Consider the following 21,510-nt stretch of genomic DNA (forward strand, 5'->3'; position numbering starts at 1 on the left):
GATCGCGATGAGCATTGTGCTGGACTTCCTGGCAGCTCACCAACTCGTCACCATCCTGGTGGTGCTCGCTCTGGGAGCGCTGCTGGGCCAGATCAGATTCGGACCCCTGCGGTTCGGAGCCGCCGGCGCCCTGTTCATGGGCCTGGTGGTGGGGGCACTCGACCCGAGGCTGGGCCAGGGACTCGGCAGCATCAAGGCCCTGGGCGTCGTGCTCTTCTGCTACACGGTGGGCCTCGCGGCGGGCGCGACCTTCATCTCCGACCTCAAACGGCAGTGGTCGCTCATGGTCGCAGGGGTCGTCGGGCTGGCCGCGATGGCCGCCGCCGCCCTGGGACTCGGCCGCCTCTTCGGCCTCACCTCCCCCCACGTCGCCGGGCTCTACGCCGGCGTTCTCACCTCCCCGGCCATCGACGCCGCCCAGGAGGCCACCCAGGGGGCCGGCGACACGCTGGTGGGCTACGCCATCTCCTACCCGGTCGGCGTCATCGTGGCGATGATCATGGTGTCCTTCGTGGCCGGCAGGAAGTGGCCGGCCACCAAGGACAACACCTCGATGGCCGAGGCCGGCCTCACGGCGGTGTCCACCGTCGTCGACCGGGAGACGTCGATCCGCGCCACCCCCGGGTTCACCGACGACCAGATCCGCATCTCCTATCTGCTGCGCGAGGGCGAGATGCAGCTGGCCACCCCCGACGACGACCTCCACGTCGGCGATCAGGTGCTGGTGGTCGGCAATCCCGACGACGTCGAACGCGCCGTCGAACACCTGGGCCACCGCTCCAAGAAGCGCCTCACCGACGATCGCAACACGGTGGACTTCCGACGCTTCCTGGTCTCCAACCCGGCGCTCATCGGGCGGCGGCTCGGAGACATCGACGTGCGCGGACGCACCAACGGCAAGGTCACCCGGGTACGCCGCGGCGATCTGGACATGCTGGCCAATGACGACATCATCCTCCAGCCCGGCGACCGGGTGCTGGCCGTGGTGCCCGCCAACCGGCTGTCGGACGCCGCCGACCTCTTCGGCGACTCCGAGGCCCGCGTCTCCCAGGTCGACGCCCTGTCCCTGGGACTGGGGGCCGCCATGGGACTGGTCCTCGGCGCGATTCTGGTGGCGCTGCCCGGCGGCCTGAAGTTCGAGCTCGGTGCCGCCGCCGGACCGTTGGTGATGGGCATGATCCTCGGGGCGGTACACCGCACCGGGCCGCTGCGCTGGGACCTGCCCCACGCCACCAACAACATCCTGCGCCAGCTCGGCCTGATGATCTTCCTGGCTTGCGTCGGCCTGGCCTCGGGCCCGGCATTCACCTCCCAGGCCCTCAGCTGGCACGGGTTGGGGATCGTCGTGGTCTCCACCGTGTCCCTGATCCTCGGCGGACTCATCCTGCTGGTGGCGGCCCGGCGTCTGGGGCTCTCGGCGCAGCGGGCGGCCGGCGGCTTCGCCGGGTTCGTCGGTCAGCCGGCCATCCTCGGCTACGCCAACTCCCTGGCCAACGACGAGCGGATCGATTCGGCCTACGGGGCGCTGTTCGCCCTGGGAACAGTGGTCAAGATCATGCTCGTCCAGGTCATCGCGTTGCTTTGACAGAGGGGGAGACGACTCCCCCACGCTCGCGCAGGCGCTCGCTGCCCCCTCGACGGACGGCTCTGGTGGAACTTGAGATTGCCACCGTGGCCGGCCGCTGCGGTCCGGATCCGCGACCGCGTCCGGCCGCTGCCTTCCCGAGCGACGATCTGCGGTCGTCAGCTCCGGGCGTGCTCGGTCCGCGCCACCTGATCGGCCAAGTCCTCGGGGGCCAGGTCGGCCCGTTCGAACTCGGTGGTCAGCGGCAACCTCAACTGCAGGTCCGTGCCCACGCACACCTCGACCGACCCCGAGCTGATCTCGAAATCGACGACGTGACCGCCGTGGGTCCGGCCCTCGTCGATGAAGTGGACGTGGCAGCCGGGCACCGAGATGCCCTGCTGGTACACCGGGGTGCGGAACCCCACGAAGGTGCCGTCGACCTCCTCGAGACGCACCACCTCCTCCCCGTCGGTGGCCTGGACCATCGGACGGAAGGGCTTGGCCTGTTCGACGACGGTTCGCGTCGTGACCCACTCGACATGCCCCCGGATCCGCAGCGCATACATGTAGTTGGCGCTGGGAAGCAGCCCGTCGATGAGTTTCGACAGGTCGGGACGGTGCAGCGGGCGGGTGATCTCCAACCGGTGCGAGGGGACGAAGTTCGTCACCGTGGCATAGGGCGTGAACTGGCTCATCGCCGCCGGCCGGGTGGTGCCGTCGGAGCGCAGCTGGAAGCACCTCCCGTCGAGGATGATCATCTCCCCGTCCAGGGCGTTGAAGGTCCCGATGCCGAAGGAGCCGTGGGAGAGCAGCTCGCCGATGGACATCTCATCCTCGTAGACGCCGTCCATGAGCGAGGAGATGAGGCTGGTCTGGAAGAACTCGTGCCGGTTCACACATCCAGCTTAAGCACGCCGCCATGCTGGATGACATCCGTCGAGGCCCGCGGGGCTCATGGCCGGACCAGGATGCGGATCGGATTGTTCCGGTGCTGCTCCAGATCCTCGATACCGCGCTGCACCTCGTCCAGGGGCACCACCTCCGAGATCGACTCCGACAGGTCGAGGCGATGGTAGGAGAGCATCTCGGCGAGCATGGCGATGTCCTGGCCGTGGTAGCCCAGATGCCCCATGACCCTCTTGCGCTCCAGGTTGAAGTTCATGAAGGGTCCCGCGTCAATGCTCTGGCTGGACAGTCCCAGCGAGACAGCCTTGCCGTTGACGTCCAGGGAGTCCACGGCAGCGCGCAGGGTGGGCCTGATGCCGACGGCGTCGAAGGCGACGTCGATCATTCTCCCGTTGGTGAGCTCCTCGATCCTGGCCATGAGATCCGGGTCGTCGCTGCGCAGGATGTGGTCCGCACCGACCCGCTTCGCCCTGGCCAGCACCTCGTCGTTGAGATCGATGGCGATCACCGGCACGCCGCCGGCCGCCTTGGCGAGCTGGACCAGATGAGTCCCGACCCCGCCGACTCCCCATACCGCCACCGCGTTGCCCATGTGCACCTGGGCGGTGTGCACGACAGCGGCATAGGGGGTGGAGACGGCATCGGCCAGCAGCGCCGCCTGGTCCATCGGCACATTGTCGGGGATCTTGGTGAGGCCGGTCGCGGCGGCCTCGTGGTACTTCGCCCAGGCCCCGTCGTAGGCGAAGGCCATGAGGTTGAGGTGAAGACAGTTGGCGAAGTCGCCGCGGCGACACTTCCGGCAGTTCAGGCAGGGGCGCCCGGCCGAGGGGATGACGCGGTCCCCCACCTTCCAGCCGGTGACCCCGGCGCCGAGCTCGACTACCGTCCCGGACGCCTCGTGACCCTGGGTGACCACCGGCAGCTGAGCCGGGAAGGTGCCGTTGATGAGGCTGAGATCCGAGTGGCAGATGCCGCAGTAGGCAACCTCGACGAGCACATTGCCCGGGCCGGGGTGCGGCACGGGCACCTCCTCCAGGTGGATGCTCCTGTCCTGGGCGTAGAACCTCTCGGCCAGCATGGTTTCAGTCATCGCACACTCCTTCATGTCCGCGCGCCGGACCTGCCGGTGAGGGCTTCGATGCACCTCACGCCGAAAATGGTCCGACCAAAGCACCCTAGCTCACGCGCACCCTGGGGCATCCGGGCCGGTGGCCAGACGAATCCCCCGGCAGTCGGGGGATCTGAGCCCGTTCGAGCCGAGCACCCCCAACTGCCGGGGGATCGGTCACCTCGCCTGAGGACGGAGTGACACCGCCGCAGAACGGATCAGCGGGGCGGCAGGGCCAGCTGGGCGTGGACGATGGTGCGCCCCATGTGGACCCGCCCGGTCGACTCGGCGGTGAAGACCCGGGGATCGGCCTGATTCTCGTAACCCATCGCCTGCATCCTGCGGACCGTCTGGCCGAGTTGTTCCACCTGATCGTTGAGGTGCTCGATCCGGGTCTCCAGCTCGATGATCCGCCGGATCCCGTTGAGATTGATGCCCTCCTCCTGGGACAGGTGCTGGACAGTCCTCAGGCGGGCGACGTCGCGCGGGGAGTAGCGACGTCCGCGCCCCTTGGCCCGGCTGGGGACCACCAGCCCGAGCCGGTCATAGGTGCGCAGCGTCTGCGGGTGCATTCCGGCCAGTTCGGACGCCACCGAGATCGGGAAGATGGGGGCGTCCTGGTCGATCCTGGCCAGGCCCGTCGGCTCCCCGGCCATCTCAGTTCACCGATCCGAACGGAGCCGAGTCCCACTCGCGGGGATCAGGCTGGCGCGCCTTGGCGGTGAACTCCTGGAGGGCGGCCCTGGCGTCGGCGTCCAGTCCCGTCGGGATGGCCACCTCGACCTTCGCCAGCAGGTCTCCCCTGGCCCCGTTGGAGCGCGGCACCCCCTTGCCCCGCACCCTGAAGGTGCGGCCGTTGGGCGTCCCGGCGGGGATCTTGAGGGTCACGGTGCCGCCGGACAGCAGCGGCACGGTGATCCTGGCTCCCAGGGCCGCCTCGGAGAAGGTCACCGGGACAGTGACTGTCAGATTGTGGCCGTCGCGACCGAACACCTTGTCAGAACCCACATGGACGACGACATACAGGTCTCCGGCGGAGCCGCCGTTCTCACCGGGCGATCCCTTGCCCTTGATCCTGATCCGCTGCCCGTCCTCGACACCGGCCGGGATCCGCACCTGCATGGTCTTGGCGGCCCTGGCCCGCCCGGATCCGTTGCAGACCGGGCAGGGGTCGTCGACGATCATGCCGCGGCCCTTGCAGTCGGGGCAGGGCTCGCTCATCTGGAAGACGCCGCCGCTGGTGGTGGCGTGCATCCCCGAGCCCTCACAGGTGGGGCAGACCCTCGGCACGGTGCCGGCCTTGGCGCCTGTCCCGCGGCAGGCCTGGCAGGCATCCTCGGAGACCATCTGCATCGGCACCGTCACCCCCGCGATCGACTCACGGAATGCGACGGTGACCTCGCCCTCGACGTCGGCCCCGCGCCGCGCGCTCCTGGTGCTGGTGCGCCTCCCGCCGGTCGATCCGAACAGATTGCCGAAGATATCGCCGAAGCCCTCACCGGAGCCGGCGTTGCGGAACAGGTCCTCGACGCGGACGTTCTGGGCCCCTCCGCGGGGGAACTTGAACCCACCCCCGCCGAAGAGACTGCGCTGCTGGTCGTACTCCTTGCGCTTGGTCGCATTGCCGAGCACGTCGTGGGCCTCGGAGGCGTCCTTGAAGCGCGCCTCGGCAGCCTTGTCCCCGGGGTGGGAGTCAGGGTGGTTGTCCCGCGCGATCTTGCGGAACGCCTTCTTGATCTCCTCGGGCTTGGCGTCCTTCGAGACGCCCAGCACCTTGTAGTAGTCCTTGTTAGCCCAGTCACTGGTGCTCATTCAGCGCCTCCTCCCGATCCACACATCCATCGTTCACTTCTCGGTGTCGTCGGCCGATCCGCCGGCCTCCGCCACACCCGCGTCGTCGCCTTCATCGCCGCCCGCCAGAGCCTCGGGATCGGGGTCGGAGACCGCCACCTGAGCGGGGCGCACGACCCGGTCACCCACCTTGTAGCCCCGCCCCATGACCTGAGACACCGAGACCACCGTGGCCCCGGGCAGCGGGATCTGCATGAGGGCGTTGTGCAGATAGGGGTCGAAGGCGTCGCCCACCTCCCCGAAGGAGGTCAGCTCGTGGTCGGCGGCCACCTTCTCCAGGGCATCGGTCACCGCCTTGAATCCGGAGCCCTCTGTCACCTCGCCGTGCTCGCGCGCCATGTGGATGGCGTCGAGCACCGGGACCAGGGAGGCGACGACCTTCTCGACCCCGCCCTGCTTCGCCGCGTTGCGCTCGCGGTCCGAGCGCTTCTTGAAGTTCACGTACTCGGCCTGGAGGCGCTGCAGGTCCTCGGTGCGCTCGGCCAGCAGATTCTCCAACCGGGCCTCCTCGGAGGGGGCGTCGCCGGCCCCGGACTCCTCCGGGGTCTCCAGCTCGACCCCTTCGACGATGTCCTCGAAGGTCTGGCGGTCGTCCGGGCCGGACTGCTCGCCCGATCCGTCCCCGCCGGCGGGTCCGCCGTCGCCGGCCTGCTCGTCGAAGTTCTCGTTCTCGCTCATATCGTCCTAGTCATCTCTGGTGGTACGGCCCGATCCGCGCCGTGCGGTGTCCCGGGCGGCGCGGTGGCGCCGGTGGTCGTGCGATCGCCTGCCCGGCGCGTCCCCGGGGCCATGTCTTTCCCATGTGGTTCCGGGGGCGCCGGCGACTACCGACGCCCCCGGTCCGGACCCTGAAGATCATGCCAGACGGCGGGTGCCCCGCGACGGCCCGTGAGGACTCGTCGCGGGGCCCGGGATCACTTCTGATCGTCCTTGTCGTCGTCGACGACCTCGGCGTCCACGACGTCGTCCTCGCCGGCGGTCGCGGAGTCACCGGCAGGCTGCTCGCCGTCGGCCGGAGCCTCCTGCTGGTTGGCCTGGGCGGCGGCGTAGATGGCCTGGCCCATGGCCGAGGCCTTCTGGTTCAGGTCGTCCATGGCGGCCTTCACCTCGTCGTCGTTGTCGGTGCCCTTGAGGGTCTCCTTGAGCGTGGCGATGGCCTCGGTCACCGGGGTCTTGACGTCCTCGGGGATCTTGTCGCCGTTCTCGTCGAGGAGCTTCTCGGTGCGGAAGGCCAGGGAGTCGGCCTCGTTGCGCATCTCGACGGCCTCGCGGCGCTTCTTGTCGGCGTCGGCGTTGGCCTCGGCCTCCTTGACCATGTGGTCGATCTCGTCCTTGCCCAGGGCCGATCCGCCGGTGACAGTCATGGACTGCTCCTTGCCGGTGGCCATGTCCTTGGCATGGACGTGGACGATGCCGTTGGCGTCGATGTCGAAGGTGACCTCGACCTGCGGGATGCCGCGCGGGGCGGGCATCAGGCCGGTGAGCTCGAAGTTGCCCAGGGACTTGTTGTCGCGGACGAAATCGCGCTCGCCCTGATACACCTGGATCATCACGGAGGGCTGGTTGTCCTCGGCGGTGGTGAAGACCTCGGAGCGCTTGGTCGGGATGGTCGTGTTGCGCTCGATGATCTTGGTCATCACGCCGCCCTTGGTCTCGATGCCGAGGCTCAGCGGGGTGACGTCGAGCAGCAGCACGTCCTTGACCTCGCCCTTGAGGACGCCGGCCTGCAGGGAGGCGCCCAGGGCCACCACCTCGTCAGGGTTGACGCCCTTGTGGGGCTCCTTGCCGGCGAGCTCCTTGACCAGATCGGTGACGGCCGGCATACGAGTGGACCCACCGACCATGATCACCTCGTCGATCTTCGAGACCTCGAGGTTGGCGTCCTTCATCACGGCGTTGAACGGAGAACGGCAGCGGTCGAGCAGGTCGGAGGTCAGACGCTGGAACTCGGCGCGGGTGAGCTTCTCGTCCAGGTGCAGCGGGCCGGCAGCACCGGCGGTGATGTACGGCAGGTTGATCTGGGTCTCGGAGGCCTGGGAGAGCTCGATCTTGGCGCGCTCGGCGGCCTCCTGCAGACGCTGCTTGGCCATCTTGTCCTTGGACAGGTCGATGCCGTTGGCGTTCTTGAAGTTGGTGACCAGCCAGTCGACGATGCGCTGATCCCAGTCGTCGCCGCCCAGACGGTTGTCGCCGTTGGTGGCCTTGACCTCGAAGACGCCGTCGGAGATGTCGAGCAGGGAGACGTCGAAGGTGCCGCCGCCGAGGTCGAAGACCAGCACGGTCTGCTCGACGTCGGACTTGTCGAGGCCGTAGGCCAGGGCCGCAGCGGTGGGCTCGTTGACGATCCGGTCGACGGTCAGGCCGGCGATCTCACCGGCCTCCTTGGTGGCCTGGCGCTGGGCGTCGGAGAAGTACGCCGGAACGGTGATGACGGCGTTGGTGACGGACTCGCCCAGGTAGGCCTCGGCGTCCCTCTTGAGCTTCTGCAGCACGAAGGCGCTGATCTGCTGGGGCTTGTAGGCCTTGTCGTCGATGTTGATGGACCAGTCGGTGCCCATGTGGCGCTTGACGGACCGGACCGTGCGGTCGACGTTGGTAACGGCCTGGCGCTTGGCGACCTCGCCGACCAGGACCTCTCCGCTGTTGGTGAATGCGACCACCGACGGGGTGGTGCGGGCGCCCTCGGCGTTGGGGATGACGCTGGGTTCGCCGCCCTCGAGGACGGCGACACACGAGTTGGTGGTTCCGAGGTCGATACCGACTGCACGGGCCATGTTCTGGTTCCTCCTGTGAACGGATACTTTTCCGTATATCGATTGTCCGGAAGGGCCTCGGGCCGTTGGGGCTGACGTCGTCACCCCCAGGACCGGGCCCGGTAAGTTCTTCGCGGTGCTCTCGGGATGCCCCCTTGAGCAGCTACGACTCAAGGCTAACTGTTGAGTCGACCCGTATCAACCCCGTACGGGATCTCTCAGGGCCAACCTTGAGTACACCACACTCAACCTTGAACGACGGCACTCTATTCCCCGACGGGTCAGCGTGCCTCCGGAGCCTGTATGTGGGTTCTCATCCGAGCTTGTCGTTCAACCCGTGGTGGTCTTCCCCACGGGTTGAACGACAAGCTGAGCCAATGCATCAAGTCAGGTGCTCAGCGATCCGAAAGTGGCCCAGTCCTTGAGCTGGACTGGTCAGGCGCTGGCCGACCTCGGTTGGACCTACCACGTCCGGGCGACGCCGACCCGCTGCTGCTGGCCACCGGAGAGTTGTGCAGGACAGCGGCGGGCAAGGTTCTTTTCCAGGCCGAGGGACTGCATCACGTAACCGATCGAGCGGCGCAGCCGGACGGCATCCCGCTCCCTGACCTCCCCACCGTCGATCAGCACCTGACCGGCGGTGGGCTCCACCATGCGGTTCACCATGCGAAGGAGCGTGGTCCTCCCGGAGCCGGACGGGCCCACCATCACGACGGTCGTGTGTGAGGCGACCATGAGGCTGGGCTCGCGCACGGCGACCGTCCCGTCGGAATAGTGTTTGCTGGGGTTCCTGAACTCGATCACGACTCCCCTTCGCTTCGGCTGGGCGTCTCTACGTCCGGGCCACCGGCACTGTCCTATGCCAACGACACGTGCGTCATTCCCACCACTGGCTGCGGCAGGTCTCCAGCAGCCGCAGCCAGACCTCGCTGATGGTGGGGTACGCGGGCACGGCGTGCCAGAGCCGCTCCAGCGGAACCTCCCCGACGATGGCGATGGTGGCTGAGTGCAGCAGGTCGGCGACGTCCTGGCCCACGAAGGTGGCCCCGACGATGACGCGGCGTTCCTCGTCGATGACGAGTTTGGCGTGCCCGCTGTACCCGTCGGCGTGCAGGCTTGCTCCCGCGACCTGCCCGACGTCGTATTCCACGGTCCGTACGCGAACGCCTGCTGCGCGGGCTTGCGCCTCGGTCAGCCCCACCGCAGCGACCTCGGGATCGGTGAACACAACACGAGGGACCGCGACGTGATCGGCAGTGGCGACGTACCGGCTCCAGTGCTGATCCGACACGGGGATCGAGTTCAGCCTGGCGGCGATGGCCTCGCCCGCCGCGCGTGCCTGGTACTTGCCTTGGTGCGTGAGTAGCGCCCGTCCGTTGACGTCGCCGACGGCGTAGAGCCAGTCGGTGCCGTCGACGAGCATGGTGTCGTCCACCGTGAGGTCCGTGCCGAGACCGACCGATTCCAGCCCGACGTCGGCCGTGGCGGGCCTGCGTCCGGTGGCGACGAGGATCTCGTCGCCCATCACGGTTCTGCCATCGCCGAGGGTGACCGTCACCTCGCCGTGCGCATCGCGATCCACGCGGGCAAGAGCGTCACCGATGCGCACGTCGACGCCTTCGGCAGCCAACGCCGTCGCGACGTACTCACCGACGAAGGGTTCCTCACGCTCCAGGAGGGTCCCCTTGGACAGGAGCGTCACCTGCGACCCGAGGGAGGAGAAGGCGAACGCCATCTCACTTCCGGCCACGCCTCCGCCCACGATGATCAGACGCGGCGGGACCTGCTCCGCTGCGGTCACCTCGCGGGTACCCCATGCCTTGGCCTCCGCGAGGCCGGGGATCGGGGGGATGCTCGGGACGGACCCGGTCGACAGGGCGACGGCCCTGGCCGAGTACACCTTCTCCCCCACCTTCACGCGGCCCGACCCGTCGAGGCGTCCGTGTCCGCGGATCAGGTCGATGCCTGCGGATGCGACCCAGGCGACCTGCCCGTCGTCCTTCCACCCGCTGGTGAATGCCGTGCGTCGCGCGAGCACGGCTGCCGCGTCGAGCTCGCCGGTGACGGCCTCACGGGCACCGGGGAGGCGGCGCGCCGCGCGGAGAGCGTGGCCACTGCGCAGCAGTGCCTTCGAGGGCATGCAGGCCCAGTACGAGCACTCGCCGCCGACGAGCTCGGATTCGACGAGCCCCACGCGCAGGCCTCGCTGGACGGCGTAGTCCGCGACGTTCTCACCGGCCGGACCGCCACCGATCACGAGCAGGTCGTAGCCGACGTCAGTGGTTCCCGGGGTACTCATGCGGCGTCCTTCCGCAGCTTCAGGCTCAGGCGGATGGCGGAGACGAGGAAGAAGATGGCCCCCAGGGTCGCGTATCCTGCCGCGCCCGTCATCGCCCCGTTGCCCTGGAGGCCTTGGAGGAGGAACGACGCGCCAGCCAACACCGAAATCCCGCCTGAGAGCATCTGGGCGACCTGACCGCCGGAGCGGCGGTTGCGGATCGCGGTGATCAGCTGCGGGATGCCGGACACGATCGCCCACACTCCCCAGACGGCCAGGGCCGCAGGGATCGACATCGACGAGGAGATCCCGAGCGCGATGGCGACCAGGAAACTGACGACAACGTTGACCCATTCCGTGGCCTTGGACCGCTGTGCGTCAGGGTCGGCGCGCAGCTGCCACACCACGGCGCCCGCGTCGAAGGCCGGGTAGATGATCAGCAGCACGGTGAGGAGGGCGTTCGGGTCGGTGGCCTTCGCGGCCGTGGTGAACATGATGCCGACCCAGACAATGGCGAAGACGAAACGGACGAAGTAGAGCGTGCGCAGTTTGCGCGCGTAGGCGAGGGCGGACGTGGTCCCTGTGGTGGTCATGGCGTGTTCCTGTTCTCGGATCGGGAGGGCGCTCAGGCGACGGTGGTCGTGAGCGTGACGGGGACGTTTCCGCTGGTTGCGACGGAGTAGGGGCACACGGCGTGGGCGGCGGCGACGAGTTCCTCCGCCGCCTCCTGGGCCATGCCACCTCCGACGTGAACGAGGAGTTCCGCGCTCAACGCGAGTCCGCCCTCGGCGGTCTTGTTGAGGGTCACCTGGGCGGTGACCGTGGAGTCCGTGAGGGACGTCTTGTTCTGCGCCGCGACCATCTTCAGGCCCGAGTGGAAGCACGACGCCCAGCCTGCTGCGAAGAGCTGCTCGGGATTGGTTGCGCCGCCCGGGCCACCCATCGAGGCCGGGATCGCCAGGGAGAGGTCGAGGAGGCCGTCGTCGGTGACGGCGCGGCCCCCGGCGCGACCCTCACCGGTCGAGGTGGCGGTTGCGGTGTACAGCGGTGCGGACATGTTCTTCTCCTTCTTGTCACGAACAGTAGAGTAACTAGTTCGTCTACTTCGCTAATGTAGACTACTTGGTACACCTACGCAACAGCACAGCGAGCATCGGAGGCAGAAATGCACTCAGACGCGACGGGACCATGGAGAACGGCTACCTGGGCGGGGCCGACTCCGTCGCCGGTTCGCTGAGTTCCACCTTCGAGACCGTCCTCTTGGCGGAGAAGCCCTGAGGCATCCGTTGCTGCGCCGCGTGTCCCTGACCGATCACTGACCAGCCCCGCGCGACGCGAACGACCGGCTGAAGGATTGCCCGGAGCGGACCAGCCCTCGCGCCGGTTGCAGCCTGTCGGCCTCGTAGCGCCTCAGCGCCTCCCCGATGCTGTCGTGACGTTCGAGCGCGTCACCGAGAGCCAACGCATCCTCGGCCGACGCCGAGAAGCCCCTCCCGGTCATGGGCGAGGGCAGGTGGGCAGCATCACCGACGAGACAGATCCTCTGCGTGACGAGGCGATCCGGTAGGTATTCGCCGATGGGAGTTCCTATGATGCTGCGGCGGGCGAGACAGTCCAGGATGGCTTCTCGCCAGGGTTCCGGCCAGTAATGACGCGCGTCACGAGCGAGTTCCCTGAACAGGGAATCCGGCATGTCATCCGGGCGCAGGGTGCGTTGAACAACGTTGCCCCTGACGACGCCGGCCTTGCGCAGGAGTTCGTTGTGCCCAGCGTCGTACCATCCCCATCCAAGACGCCGACCGCGGGTCGTCGAGCCGTCTTCTCCCGGGAGGTAGTAAGCGTTGAGGCAGTAGTCGCCCTCGTAGAGGATCGCCAGATCAGAGGGCCACGCGGGAGCGCTGATGCTTGCTTCATCAACGAGCCCGAGCCAAATCACGTACCCGGAGAACACCGCGTTCGGTGTTTCGGGTGACACGAGGCCACGGACCGCACTTCTGTGCCCGTCGGCTCCGACGAGGAGATCGGCGTGCAGGACCTCGCCGCGATCGGTGGACACCCACGCGGAGCGATCGTCCTCGCCTGCCGAGGTGACAGTCACGGGTGCCTGGAGGTCGATGTGCGCCTCCGACTGAACGGCCTCGCGCAGGGATGCGTGGACATCCGTCCACGCTTGGGCACCTGAGGGGATGCTCTGATACGCGGTCTCAGACCGGCCGGTCAGTCGTCCGAGCAGGCCCTCTGCGACGGGGAGGGCTGCGCCGGTTCGCGACTTCCTGGCCGAGCGTTCCAGCAGCGTGACCTCCAGCCCTGCTCGCGCCAGTGTCAATGCGGTCATCAGTCCGGACAGCGATGCGCCCGCGACGATCGCAGTTTCGCGCTGCTTGTCTGTTGTCCCTAAGCTCACGTTTCAAGCTCCTGATCTGTTTGTCTGTTCTGTTACCGGGGTACGAAGCGCCCATGCCGTCAGGAGAGCTCCCGCGAGTGCGAGGATGCCGAGACCGATCACCACGGCGGCGGCGAGGGCAATCGCCAGAGCGAATGCTGCAATGCCGACTCGCAGTACACGACGTCGACCGAATCGATCAGCGAGGCTGCCCATCGCGAGCACCGTAGCGGCGAAGACCGCGTTGTAGGCGTTTTGCACCCACTGTGCGCCTGACGCTGATGCGTGAAGGTCGGCCGTCAGGGCCGGCAGGATGATGGCCGGCCCCGTCACGGCGAACGGCAGCAGGAAGGACGCGACCAGGACCGTCACCACCGTCGCACGTAGGTTTGGATCTCGTTGTCCCGAAGTAGTCACCGGACCAGAATGGTCCGGAAGTCCTTCGACGTTCAGGCTCAGTTCCGCCTACGGTTCAGGCTCACCCCGCCACGTCGAACCTGGGTACTGACAGGTCTCCCCAAGGTCGGTGCTCACGCGCCAGACTGGGGGTATGAGAGGTGACGGGGTGCCGGGTCGGCACCATGACCAGATGAGCCCGCAGCCCAACAACTGGAAGTCGGAACTCGGTGAGTTCCTCCAGGCCCGCCGAGCTGCGGTCGCCCCGGAGTCCGTCGGGCTGCCGCAGTCGGATCGACGCCGGGTGCCCGGATTGCGTCGCGAGGAGGTCGCCATCCTGGTCGGGGTCTCGACGGACTACTACGTACGTCTGGAGCAGGGCCGCGGTGGCCGACCAAGCGAGCAATTGCTCGAGGCCATCTCCCGGACTCTCCTGCTGGATTCGACCCAGCGCGCTCACCTGTACGATCTGGCCCACCCCAGGCCCCGGCGAGTCCGCAGAATCCCGCAGGAGCAGATGCCGGACATGACCCGCGCCTTCCTCAGCACCCTCGCCGTTCCTGCACTCGTGATGTCCCGCTCCATGCAGGTCATCGGCTGGAATCCGCTCGCATCGGCTGTATTCACCGACTACGGGGCGCTGCCCGATCAGGAGCGCAATTCTGCTCGCCTCCTCTTCCTCGACGAGGAGATCGCAGCTCGTCATCGGGACTGGGAAACGTCCGCGCGAGGCTCAGTGGGCATCTTGAGGAAGGCCGCCGGGGAGGACCCCGACGACACAGCGCTAGCCTCCTTGGTCGGGGAGCTCTCCGTGCGAAGCGGAACCTTTCGACGACTCTGGGCCGAGCACCACGTCTATGAAAAATCGACAGGGATGAACCTGATGCGTCACCCCGACGTGGGCGACATCGACCTCAACTACGTCGCATGGACCACTCCGGCAACACCACGACAGATGCTGGTCACCTACATGCCCAATGACCCGCGCTCGGCCGAGGCGGTGCAGCTGCTCGGATCGATGGCGGCAGCGTCATCTTCCACAGGTCCGGAGCCGCCACCGTCCGCTCGGGGCTCAAGGGCATAGGCGATCGCCGGTCGTGGCGGACTTGGCCGTCGGTGACATGCCGATCGAACGTGCCCTGGCCGACACTGCCCCACGAAGCCCGTGGTCCGAGTGGATGGTTGCGGGTACGTCAGACGCTGACCAGCTCAACCCGCCGCGCGTCGATCGGCTCACCGTCCACGATGAAGCCGACCGTGGCGGCGCTGCCCGTCTCGCCGTCGACCCACTTCGGCTGCGGGCGCGTTCCCTCACAATGCTGTAGACCCCATGCTCCGAGGGCCCCGAGGATGACTGCTGCGTCACGGCCGACATCGGTGAGCACATACTCTGCCCGCGTTCGCTTTCCCACATCCTGATAGTCGCGTTTGGTGAGGATGTTCGCCTCCACAAGGGCACTGAGCCTGGTCGTGAGCACCTCGCTGGGGACGCCGATGGAGCGGAAGTCGGCGAAACGGGTCCGGCCCTGCATCGCCTCACGCAAGATCAGGAACGTCCACTTCTGCCCAAGCACCTCGAGGGCATGTGCGACCGGACAATGGGCATTCAGTGGTGACGAGAGCACATCCATGACACGATTCTAGTCAACTTCGTTTTTCGAACTCAGACTGCTAAGGTCGATCCATGATCCGGGAGACACGATGACATCGCTCGACGGCGCGACCGTGCTCGTCACCGGAGCGAACGGCGGCCTGGGTGCCGAGTTCGTACGGCAGGCCATCGACCGAGGCGCAAGGAGGGTCTACGCTGCAGCGCGTCAACCCAGGGGCTGGGACGACGAGCGCGTCGTGCCGCTTCTACTCGATGTGACCGACGCGGCCGACATCCAGGAAGCCGCACGGAGCGCCGGGGACACCACGGTGCTCATCAACAATGCAGGCATCATCGTGCCGGGGCGCATCTTGGACACCGCCATCGACGAGGTGCGCTCGGTCTTCGAGAGCAACGTCTTCGGACTGGTCGCCGTCTCCCAGGCCTTCGCACCGCTGCTGCGCAATGGCGCCATCCTCAACGTCGCCTCAGCGCTGAGCTGGCTTGCCATCCCGGGGTCCTACTCTGCTTCGAAGGCGGCAGTCTGGGCCGCCAGCAACACCCTCCGGCTCGAACTGGCAGAACAGAACACCCAGGTTCTCACCCTCCACCTCAACTACACCGACACCCCGATGACCGCGCGGCTCACCGTCGCGAAGAACCGTCCTGAGGATGTCGTGGCCGCCGCCTATGACGGCCTCGAGAAGGGCGCGAACGAGGTTCTCACTGACGAGACGACCCGTCACATTCGCGCGGCCCTGTCCGCTCCAGTCGAAGAGCTCTATCCGCAGCTGTCGACGGGCGTGTAGAGCGTCACCGAGCCCGTTGGCCACCGGCTTGCAGCTGCCACGGAGGGCGTCCGGGGCGTCATCCGCGTAAGAATCCAGACAAGATACTGAGATCAGGACAAGCAGCCAGACACTCGCCGTCCACGCGATAGGGAAGGTCCGCCCCACTAACGAACCGCTAATGAAAATACGGCACGATGAGGTAGAGGCCGAACAGGATGAAGAGGCCCGCGACCCCGATCATCGCCCAGCCCAGGGCGGCGATTCCGGTGGCGCCGCTGCCACCCGCATCGGCGCGCGCCCTGGCCTTGTCGAGCATCGTGGCACCGCCGGCGACGACCGAGACGATGGCGACGGCTGCCACGACGGTCACCGCGGCGACCCGGGCCAGTGAGATCCAGTCGATGCTCATGCGGTGGCTCCCTCGGAGACCGGCGGGTTGGTGCCCTGTTTGCGGATGTTGATGTCACCGGAGTCGTTGACGTTGCTGTGATCGACGCTGTGATGGTGGGACTGGCGCAGGATGAGCACGGCCACTAGCAGCAGCAGGGCCAGATCCAGGAGAAGACCGGGGATCCCCCAGCCGGCGATCCAGGAGGCGAGCGCCCCGACCACCGCGGCGCAGGGCAGGGTGACCAGCCAGGCGATGCCCATCTTCCCGGCTGTCGACCAGCGGACCTCGGTGCGGCGCCCGATGCCCGAGCCGAGGATCGATCCGGAGCAGACATGGGTCGTCGACAGTGCGAATCCGAGGTGGGAGCTGGCGAGGATCGCGGCGGTGGACGCGGTCTCGGCGGCGAACCCCTGGGGGGACTCGATCTCGCACAGCCCCTTGCCCATGGTGCGCATGATCCGCCATCCGCCCGAATAGGTGCCCAGTCCGATGGCCGTCCCGGCGAGCAGGATCACCCACCAGTGCGGAGGGGTGCCGGAGGCCTGGAAGCCGCCGGCCACCAGGACCAGGGTGATGATGCCCATGGTCTTCTGTCCGTCGGAGGTGCCGTGAGCCAGGGCCACCATCGATGCGGAGACGGTCTGGGCGTGCTTGAAGATGCCTCGGGCATGGTGAGCGGTGTGGTCGGTGATGCGGTACGCGACGCGCGTCGCCAGTGCGGCCGCGAGTCCGGCGACCAGCGGGGCCACCAGGGCCGGGAGGATGATCTTGCCGAGGATGACGTCGAGGTGGATTCCATTCATCCCCGCTTTCACCAGGACGGCCCCGATGAGCCCCCCGAAGAGGGCGTGGGAGGAGCTGGACGGCAGGCCGAACAGCCAGGTCATGAGATTCCACAGAATGGCGCCCACCAGGCCCGCGAAGACCATCGAGGGCGTCACCAGGGAGTCGGTGACGATACCGCTGGAGATGGTCTTCGCGACCTCGGTCGACAGGGTCGCGCCCACCACGTTGAGGACCGCCGCGATCGTCACCGCGACTTTCGGGGACAGCGCGCCGGTGGCCACCGAGGTCGCCATCGCATTGGCCGAGTCATGGAAGCCGTTGGTGAAGTCGAACACCAGTGCCGTGATCACGACGATGGAGACGATGATCAGAGTCGATGTCAAGGACGATCCTCAGAACCGGGGCGTCACAGAACCGGGCACGCCACCCGGCACGACCGGGAGCACAAGCCCGGACGCGTCGGAAACGCTGGTCAGCACCATGGAATCCGCGAACCACATGTCAGAGCGCCCCGCGGGTAGTGCCGGGAACTCGCTGAAAAGAATAACGGTCGGTTCTGCCCCCGCACACCCGCACCCGCGTGGAGTTTCCCGGACTTCCCGGCGTCCTCGATCCGCTGATCCGCGCCCCGGGCCGACCACGGGCACCCGGACCTCCGGCCCCGATCCGGGCGCACGACAGACGAGCCCCGGCAGCACCCTCCGGCCCCCGGGTCCGCAGGCGCGTCCGGTCCGGGCCTGTGATCCTCGCAGCCGCCGCATCCCGGACCGGCAGTTCGGACATGGCTCCGGCCTCACGGTGCAAAGATCCGCGGCCACGAACTCACAGGTTCAACACAGCGCCAAAAGCTGCGCGGAGCGGTCCGGACGTGGAACGCTTGGGAGGTGCCTGCAGCAGATTCAACACGATTGACACGAGCCGACGGATCACCCATCAGGGTCCTCGCCGTCGATGACGAACCCAGCCTTACCGAACTCCTCTCGATGGCCATGCGTTACGAAGGATGGGAGGTCACGACCGCCGATACCGGCATCCATGCCGTCCGGGCCGCCAAGGAGGTCCATCCCGACGTCATCGTCCTGGACATGATGCTCCCCGACTTCGACGGACTGGAGGTGATGAGGCGGATCAGGATGGATCAGACCACCGTCCCGGTGATCTTCCTCACCGCCAAGGACGCCGTCGGAGACCGGATCGCCGGCCTCACCGCCGGGGGCGACGACTACGTCACCAAGCCCTTCTCGCTCGAGGAGCTGATCGCCCGGCTCCGCGCCCTGCTCCGTCGGGCCGGGGCCACCGAGCCCCGCTCGGACTCCACTCTGACAGTCGGAGACCTCACCCTGGACGAGGACTCCCACGAGGTCACCCGAGGAGGCGAGGAGGTCCAACTCACCGCCACCGAGTTCGAACTGCTGCGCTACCTGATGCGCAACCCGAAGCGGGTGCTCTCCAAGGCGCAGATCCTCGACCGGGTCTGGAACTACGATTTCGGCGGCCAGGCCAACGTGGTCGAGCTCTACATCTCCTACCTGAGGAAGAAGATCGACAAGGGCCGCTCCCCGATGATTCACACCATGCGCGGCGCCGGATACGTCCTGCGTCCCGCCCGGTAGCCGGTCCTGGCCGAGCCCGGCCATCTCCATGCCAGACGCCCCTGCCCTCTCTCAGTCGCCGCCCCGCAAGGGTGGCGGCTCCTGGCTCGACCATCCCACCGGTCGGGGCACCCTGGGACGACGCCTGGTGCTCAGGGTCGTCGCCATCGTCGCGGCGGTCGCGGCCGTCGTGACGGTGGTGACGACCCTCAGCACCAGGGCCATTCTGGTCTCCCAGCTCGACGGCCAGATCGACGCCGCCAGCGCCCGGCAGGTCGGTCGCCCGGCGAGCGGCGACTGCTCCTCCGACGTCGACGGCCCCGGCCCGGCCCCCGGCGCCGATGTCTTCGGGAACGTCCTCGGATCGGTCTTCGTCGCCACCTGCCCCTCGGGCGGCTGGGTGGCCACTCTCCAGCAGGAGAGCGGTTTCGACGCGTCCCAGCGGGAGAAGACTCAGGCCGCCAAGGCCGCGGGGGCGCTGCTCAAGCTGAGCGCCGACGGCAGGAAGCACAATCTCAGGATCGAGGGGCTCGGCTTCTACCGGGCGATGTCGGTGGAGCGGGGCAGCATCACCTATGTGGTGGCCCTGCCGATGGATGACGTCCACCGTGCCGTCAACTCCCTGCTGCTAGTGGAGACAGGGGTCGGGATCCTCGCCCTGGCCGCCTCCGTGGTCGTGTGCCGCGCCGTCGTCGTGCGCAATCTCAAGCCCCTCAACCGGCTGGCCTCCACCGCCAACCAGGTCTCCGAACTCGACCTGGACTCCGGAGAGGTCAACCTCCCCGTCCGCGTCCCACCCACCCTCTCAGACCCCGCCACCGAGGTCGGCCAGGTCGGCTCCGCCTTCAACCACATGCTCAACAACGTCGAAGGCGCCCTGGAAGCCCGCCAACGCTCCGAGACCAAAATCCGCCAATTCGTCGCCGACGCCTCCCACGAACTGCGCAACCCCCTGGCCTCCATCCGCGGCTACGCCGAACTCACCCACCGCACCACCGGCACCCCCCAACCCGTCACCCACGCCATCAACCGCATCCAGGCCCAGGCCACCCGCATGAGCTGTCTGGTCGAAGACATGCTCCTACTCGCCCGCCTCGACAACGACCAACAACTCGACCTGACACCCACCGACCTCGTGGAGATCGTGCTCAACGCCGTCTCAGACTCCCAGGCCGCCGGCACCGACCACACCTGGATCCTCGACCTGCCCGACGACCCCGTCACCGTCGCCGCCGACCCCGACCGCCTGGTCCAGGTCATCATCAACGTCCTGTCCAACGCCCGCAAACACACCCCGCCCGGCACCACCGTCACCACCACCGTGACCACCGACCAGGGCCTGGCCACCCTCACCATCACCGACACCGGCCCGGGCATCCCCGCATCGGTACGCCAGACCGTCTTCGAACGCTTCGCCCGCGCCGACACCGCCCGCACCGCCTCCACCGAGGGCTCCACCGGCCTGGGACTGTCCATCGTCGCCGCCGTCATGGACGCCCACCACGGCACTGTGCACATCGACTCCAGGACCATCGACTCGCAGACCCAGCCCTCGCCCGACCAGTCCGGACAGCACGGCACCACCGTCACCCTCACCCTGCCGACGGAGGATCGTGAGATCCGACCAGAATGACGTCGACATGCGATCCGACCCGGGTCGTCCTGACCAGAATCGTCCGAGAAGAGGAACCGACGTGACCACCCCCACCGCCGCCGCACTGGCCGGCATCATCGACCACACCCTGCTCACCCCGGAGGCGACCGCCGCCGACGTCGCGGACCTGGTGTCCCAGGCCCGGAGGTTCGGCACCTGGTCGGTGTGCATCTCCCCCGCCATGCTGCCGCTGTCGGGCGTCGAGCTCGGCGGTGTGCGCCTGGCCACGGTGTGCGGATTCCCCTCCGGCAAGCACACCCCCGACGTCAAGGCCCGCGAGGCGGCGGAATCGGTGGCCCTGGACGCTGACGAGGTGGACATGGTGATCAATCTCGGACTGCTGCGGGCCGGCCGGGTCACCGACCTCACCGCCGAGATCGCCACCGTGAGGGCGGCCGTGCCCGCCCCGCACCTGCTCAAGGTGATCATCGAGTCCGCGGTGCTCAGCGACGAGGAGATCGTCACCGCCTGCCACTGCGCCGAGGAGGCGGGCGCCGATTTCGTGAAGACCTCCACCGGCTTCCACAAAGCCGGTGGGGCTTCGGTGCATGCCGTCGAACTGATGGCGGCCACCGTCGGGGGACGCCTGGGCGTCAAGGCCTCGGGCGGGATCCGCGACTACGAGACCGCATGCGCCATGATCGACGCCGGGGCCACCCGCCTGGGCGTATCGGCAACGGCGTCCATTCTCGCCGGCGCGAGGTGAGGTCAGGCGGTGACCGGGGAGTTCGCCTGACGCGCCCTCTCGGTCGCCTTCTGCTCGGCGGCCTCGGCGGCAGCGGCCCGCTTGCGCCAGTTGAGCAGCCAGCTCACCTCGCCGCACAGCAGCTGACGACGCGACGCCGACTCGTAGGACCGACCGGAGTGGCCCAGCCCGTCGTAGATGACGTTGTTGCCCATGGCCCAGGCCATGATGTGGAACTCCTCACCGGTCTCATGGAACAGCAGCGGGGTGGCCAGCGGGTCGATCACCAGGTTCGAGTAGCGCTCGTCGTAGCAGACCACCTGATCGACGCCGCGCAGCGCCGGGTGGTCCTCGGCCTCGGGCATCGGCTCGAAGACCGCGTATGAACGCTCCGGGTGCCCTGAGACGCCGGGGATCCACTTGCCGCCGAGGATCGAGGGCCACAGATCCCAGTCGCAGAAGGTGTTCGCGGCAGTGTGCAGGCCGAGGATCGGCTTACCGGCCTCGACGTGATCGAGGATCCTGCCGTGGGCGCGGGACCACTCGGGAATGAAGTCCCACCCCTCCTCCGGGTCGCCGCCACCGGTGTTGACGATCAGCAGGTCGGCCTCGGGGAGGCTGTCGAGTGCCTCCGGACAACTGCGTCGCACCTGAGCCTGGTGCCCACGGTCGGTGAGGATCTGGGCCACCGCGGCCGAGGTCTCATCGAAATCGTGCCAGGCGTCTCCATAGCGCCCGGCGCCCGACAGAATGAGTACACGTGCCATCGGACTTCCCT

General features: G+C 67.7%; 21 protein-coding genes and 1 pseudogene. 6 read left to right on the top strand and 16 right to left on the bottom strand.

Translation table 11 applies throughout. The annotated features are described in order from the left end of the window. Nucleotides 1-7: 7 nt before the first annotated feature. Nucleotides 8-1,585, top strand: coding sequence for an aspartate:alanine exchanger family transporter (locus JS278_RS13040; protein WP_114045565.1), 1,578 nt, complete (start codon nucleotides 8-10; stop codon nucleotides 1,583-1,585). Nucleotides 1,586-1,743: 158 nt separating this feature from the next. On the opposite strand, the gene budA is transcribed toward JS278_RS13040, so the two are convergent. The 12 genes and pseudogenes from budA to JS278_RS13100 form a co-directional block, all read right to left on the bottom strand. Further along, nucleotides 1,744-2,463, bottom strand: coding sequence for an acetolactate decarboxylase (gene budA / locus JS278_RS13045; protein ID WP_114045566.1), 720 nt, complete (start codon nucleotides 2,461-2,463; stop codon nucleotides 1,744-1,746). Nucleotides 2,464-2,519: 56 nt separating this feature from the next. Then, nucleotides 2,520-3,563: a zinc-binding dehydrogenase gene (locus tag JS278_RS13050; RefSeq protein WP_114045567.1), complete on the bottom strand. Its 1,044-nt coding sequence runs from the start codon at nucleotides 3,561-3,563 to the stop codon at nucleotides 2,520-2,522. A 236-nt stretch (nucleotides 3,564-3,799) separates the two neighbouring features. Continuing rightward, nucleotides 3,800-4,237, bottom strand: a complete 438-nt coding sequence (locus JS278_RS13055; protein ID WP_114045568.1) for a heat shock protein transcriptional repressor HspR — start codon at nucleotides 4,235-4,237, stop codon at nucleotides 3,800-3,802. Nucleotide 4,238: 1 nt separating this feature from the next. Next, nucleotides 4,239-5,393, bottom strand: coding sequence for a molecular chaperone DnaJ (gene dnaJ, locus JS278_RS13060; protein ID WP_114045569.1), 1,155 nt, complete (start codon nucleotides 5,391-5,393; stop codon nucleotides 4,239-4,241). A 33-nt stretch (nucleotides 5,394-5,426) separates the two neighbouring features. Then, complete coding sequence (locus tag JS278_RS13065) at nucleotides 5,427-6,110, bottom strand: nucleotide exchange factor GrpE (protein ID WP_114045570.1); 684 nt, start codon at nucleotides 6,108-6,110, stop codon at nucleotides 5,427-5,429. 236 nt (nucleotides 6,111-6,346) lie between these two features. After that, nucleotides 6,347-8,206 carry a molecular chaperone DnaK gene (dnaK, locus tag JS278_RS13070; protein ID WP_114045571.1) on the bottom strand — a complete coding sequence of 620 codons (1,860 nt, stop codon included), beginning with the start codon at nucleotides 8,204-8,206 and terminating at the stop codon, nucleotides 6,347-6,349. A gap of 450 nt (nucleotides 8,207-8,656) precedes the next feature. Continuing rightward, nucleotides 8,657-8,989, bottom strand: a pseudogene (locus JS278_RS13075) (ATP-binding cassette domain-containing protein); the annotation flags it as partial. A 73-nt stretch (nucleotides 8,990-9,062) separates the two neighbouring features. Further along, on the bottom strand, nucleotides 9,063-10,484 hold the full coding sequence (locus tag JS278_RS13080) for a dihydrolipoyl dehydrogenase family protein (protein WP_114045573.1): 1,422 nt from the start codon (nucleotides 10,482-10,484) through the stop codon (nucleotides 9,063-9,065). Beyond that, the gene (locus JS278_RS13085) at nucleotides 10,481-11,056 is read right to left on the bottom strand and encodes a DUF308 domain-containing protein (RefSeq protein WP_114045574.1); all 576 of its coding nucleotides are present in this window, start codon (nucleotides 11,054-11,056) and stop codon (nucleotides 10,481-10,483) included. Before JS278_RS13085 ends, JS278_RS13080 begins: the two co-directional genes overlap by 4 nt. A 32-nt stretch (nucleotides 11,057-11,088) precedes the next feature. Beyond that, nucleotides 11,089-11,520 (bottom strand): Ohr family peroxiredoxin, encoded by a 432-nt coding sequence (locus JS278_RS13090; RefSeq protein ID WP_114045575.1) that lies wholly within the window; start codon nucleotides 11,518-11,520, stop codon nucleotides 11,089-11,091. Between the two features lie 255 nt (nucleotides 11,521-11,775). Then, entirely contained in the window at nucleotides 11,776-12,867 is a 1,092-nt protein-coding gene (locus tag JS278_RS13095) for an FAD-dependent monooxygenase (protein WP_220149974.1), read from the bottom strand. Between the two features lie 3 nt (nucleotides 12,868-12,870). Continuing rightward, entirely contained in the window at nucleotides 12,871-13,221 is a 351-nt protein-coding gene (locus JS278_RS13100; RefSeq protein WP_220149975.1) for an MFS transporter, read from the bottom strand. Between the two features lie 214 nt (nucleotides 13,222-13,435). On the opposite strand from JS278_RS13100, the gene JS278_RS13105 reads away from it, so the two are divergent. Then, a complete protein-coding gene (locus JS278_RS13105; protein ID WP_114045577.1) occupies nucleotides 13,436-14,326 on the top strand; it encodes a helix-turn-helix transcriptional regulator in 891 nt (296 codons plus the stop codon). Nucleotides 14,327-14,435: 109 nt separating this feature from the next. Here JS278_RS13105 and JS278_RS13110 read toward each other — a convergent pair whose 3' ends face one another. Beyond that, nucleotides 14,436-14,873, bottom strand: a complete 438-nt coding sequence (locus JS278_RS13110) for a winged helix-turn-helix transcriptional regulator (protein WP_114045578.1) — start codon at nucleotides 14,871-14,873, stop codon at nucleotides 14,436-14,438. A 70-nt stretch (nucleotides 14,874-14,943) separates the two neighbouring features. Here JS278_RS13110 and JS278_RS13115 point away from each other — a divergent pair, with 70 nt between their 5' ends. Next, nucleotides 14,944-15,642, top strand: a complete 699-nt coding sequence (locus JS278_RS13115) for an SDR family oxidoreductase (protein WP_114045579.1) — start codon at nucleotides 14,944-14,946, stop codon at nucleotides 15,640-15,642. A gap of 157 nt (nucleotides 15,643-15,799) precedes the next feature. Here the strand turns inward: JS278_RS13115 and JS278_RS13120 are convergent, their stop codons facing one another. Both JS278_RS13120 and JS278_RS13125 read right to left on the bottom strand, forming a co-directional pair. Then, nucleotides 15,800-16,033 (bottom strand): hypothetical protein, encoded by a 234-nt coding sequence (locus JS278_RS13120; RefSeq protein ID WP_114045580.1) that lies wholly within the window; start codon nucleotides 16,031-16,033, stop codon nucleotides 15,800-15,802. Further along, on the bottom strand, nucleotides 16,030-17,184 hold the full coding sequence (locus JS278_RS13125) for an inorganic phosphate transporter (protein ID WP_114045581.1): 1,155 nt from the start codon (nucleotides 17,182-17,184) through the stop codon (nucleotides 16,030-16,032). The genes JS278_RS13120 and JS278_RS13125 overlap by 4 nt, the downstream gene beginning before the upstream one ends. 501 nt (nucleotides 17,185-17,685) lie before the next feature. Between JS278_RS13125 and JS278_RS13130 the strand changes: the two genes are divergently transcribed. The 3 genes from JS278_RS13130 to deoC all read left to right on the top strand — a co-directional run bounded on the left by JS278_RS13130 (nucleotide 17,686) and on the right by deoC (nucleotide 20,753). Continuing rightward, a complete protein-coding gene (locus tag JS278_RS13130) occupies nucleotides 17,686-18,414 on the top strand; it encodes a response regulator transcription factor (protein WP_114045582.1) in 729 nt (242 codons plus the stop codon). A gap of 28 nt (nucleotides 18,415-18,442) precedes the next feature. Next, complete coding sequence (locus JS278_RS13135; protein ID WP_114045583.1) at nucleotides 18,443-20,026, top strand: HAMP domain-containing sensor histidine kinase; 1,584 nt, start codon at nucleotides 18,443-18,445, stop codon at nucleotides 20,024-20,026. A gap of 61 nt (nucleotides 20,027-20,087) precedes the next feature. Continuing rightward, nucleotides 20,088-20,753 carry a deoxyribose-phosphate aldolase gene (deoC, locus tag JS278_RS13140; protein ID WP_114045584.1) on the top strand — a complete coding sequence of 222 codons (666 nt, stop codon included), beginning with the start codon at nucleotides 20,088-20,090 and terminating at the stop codon, nucleotides 20,751-20,753. 2 nt (nucleotides 20,754-20,755) lie between these two features. On the opposite strand, the gene JS278_RS13145 is transcribed toward deoC, so the two are convergent. Beyond that, nucleotides 20,756-21,499: a ThuA domain-containing protein gene (locus JS278_RS13145; protein WP_114045585.1), complete on the bottom strand. Its 744-nt coding sequence runs from the start codon at nucleotides 21,497-21,499 to the stop codon at nucleotides 20,756-20,758. Nucleotides 21,500-21,510 lie beyond the last annotated feature (11 nt).

This window comes from Acidipropionibacterium virtanenii (assembly GCF_003325455.1).
Taxonomy (GTDB): domain Bacteria; phylum Actinomycetota; class Actinomycetes; order Propionibacteriales; family Propionibacteriaceae; genus Acidipropionibacterium; species Acidipropionibacterium virtanenii.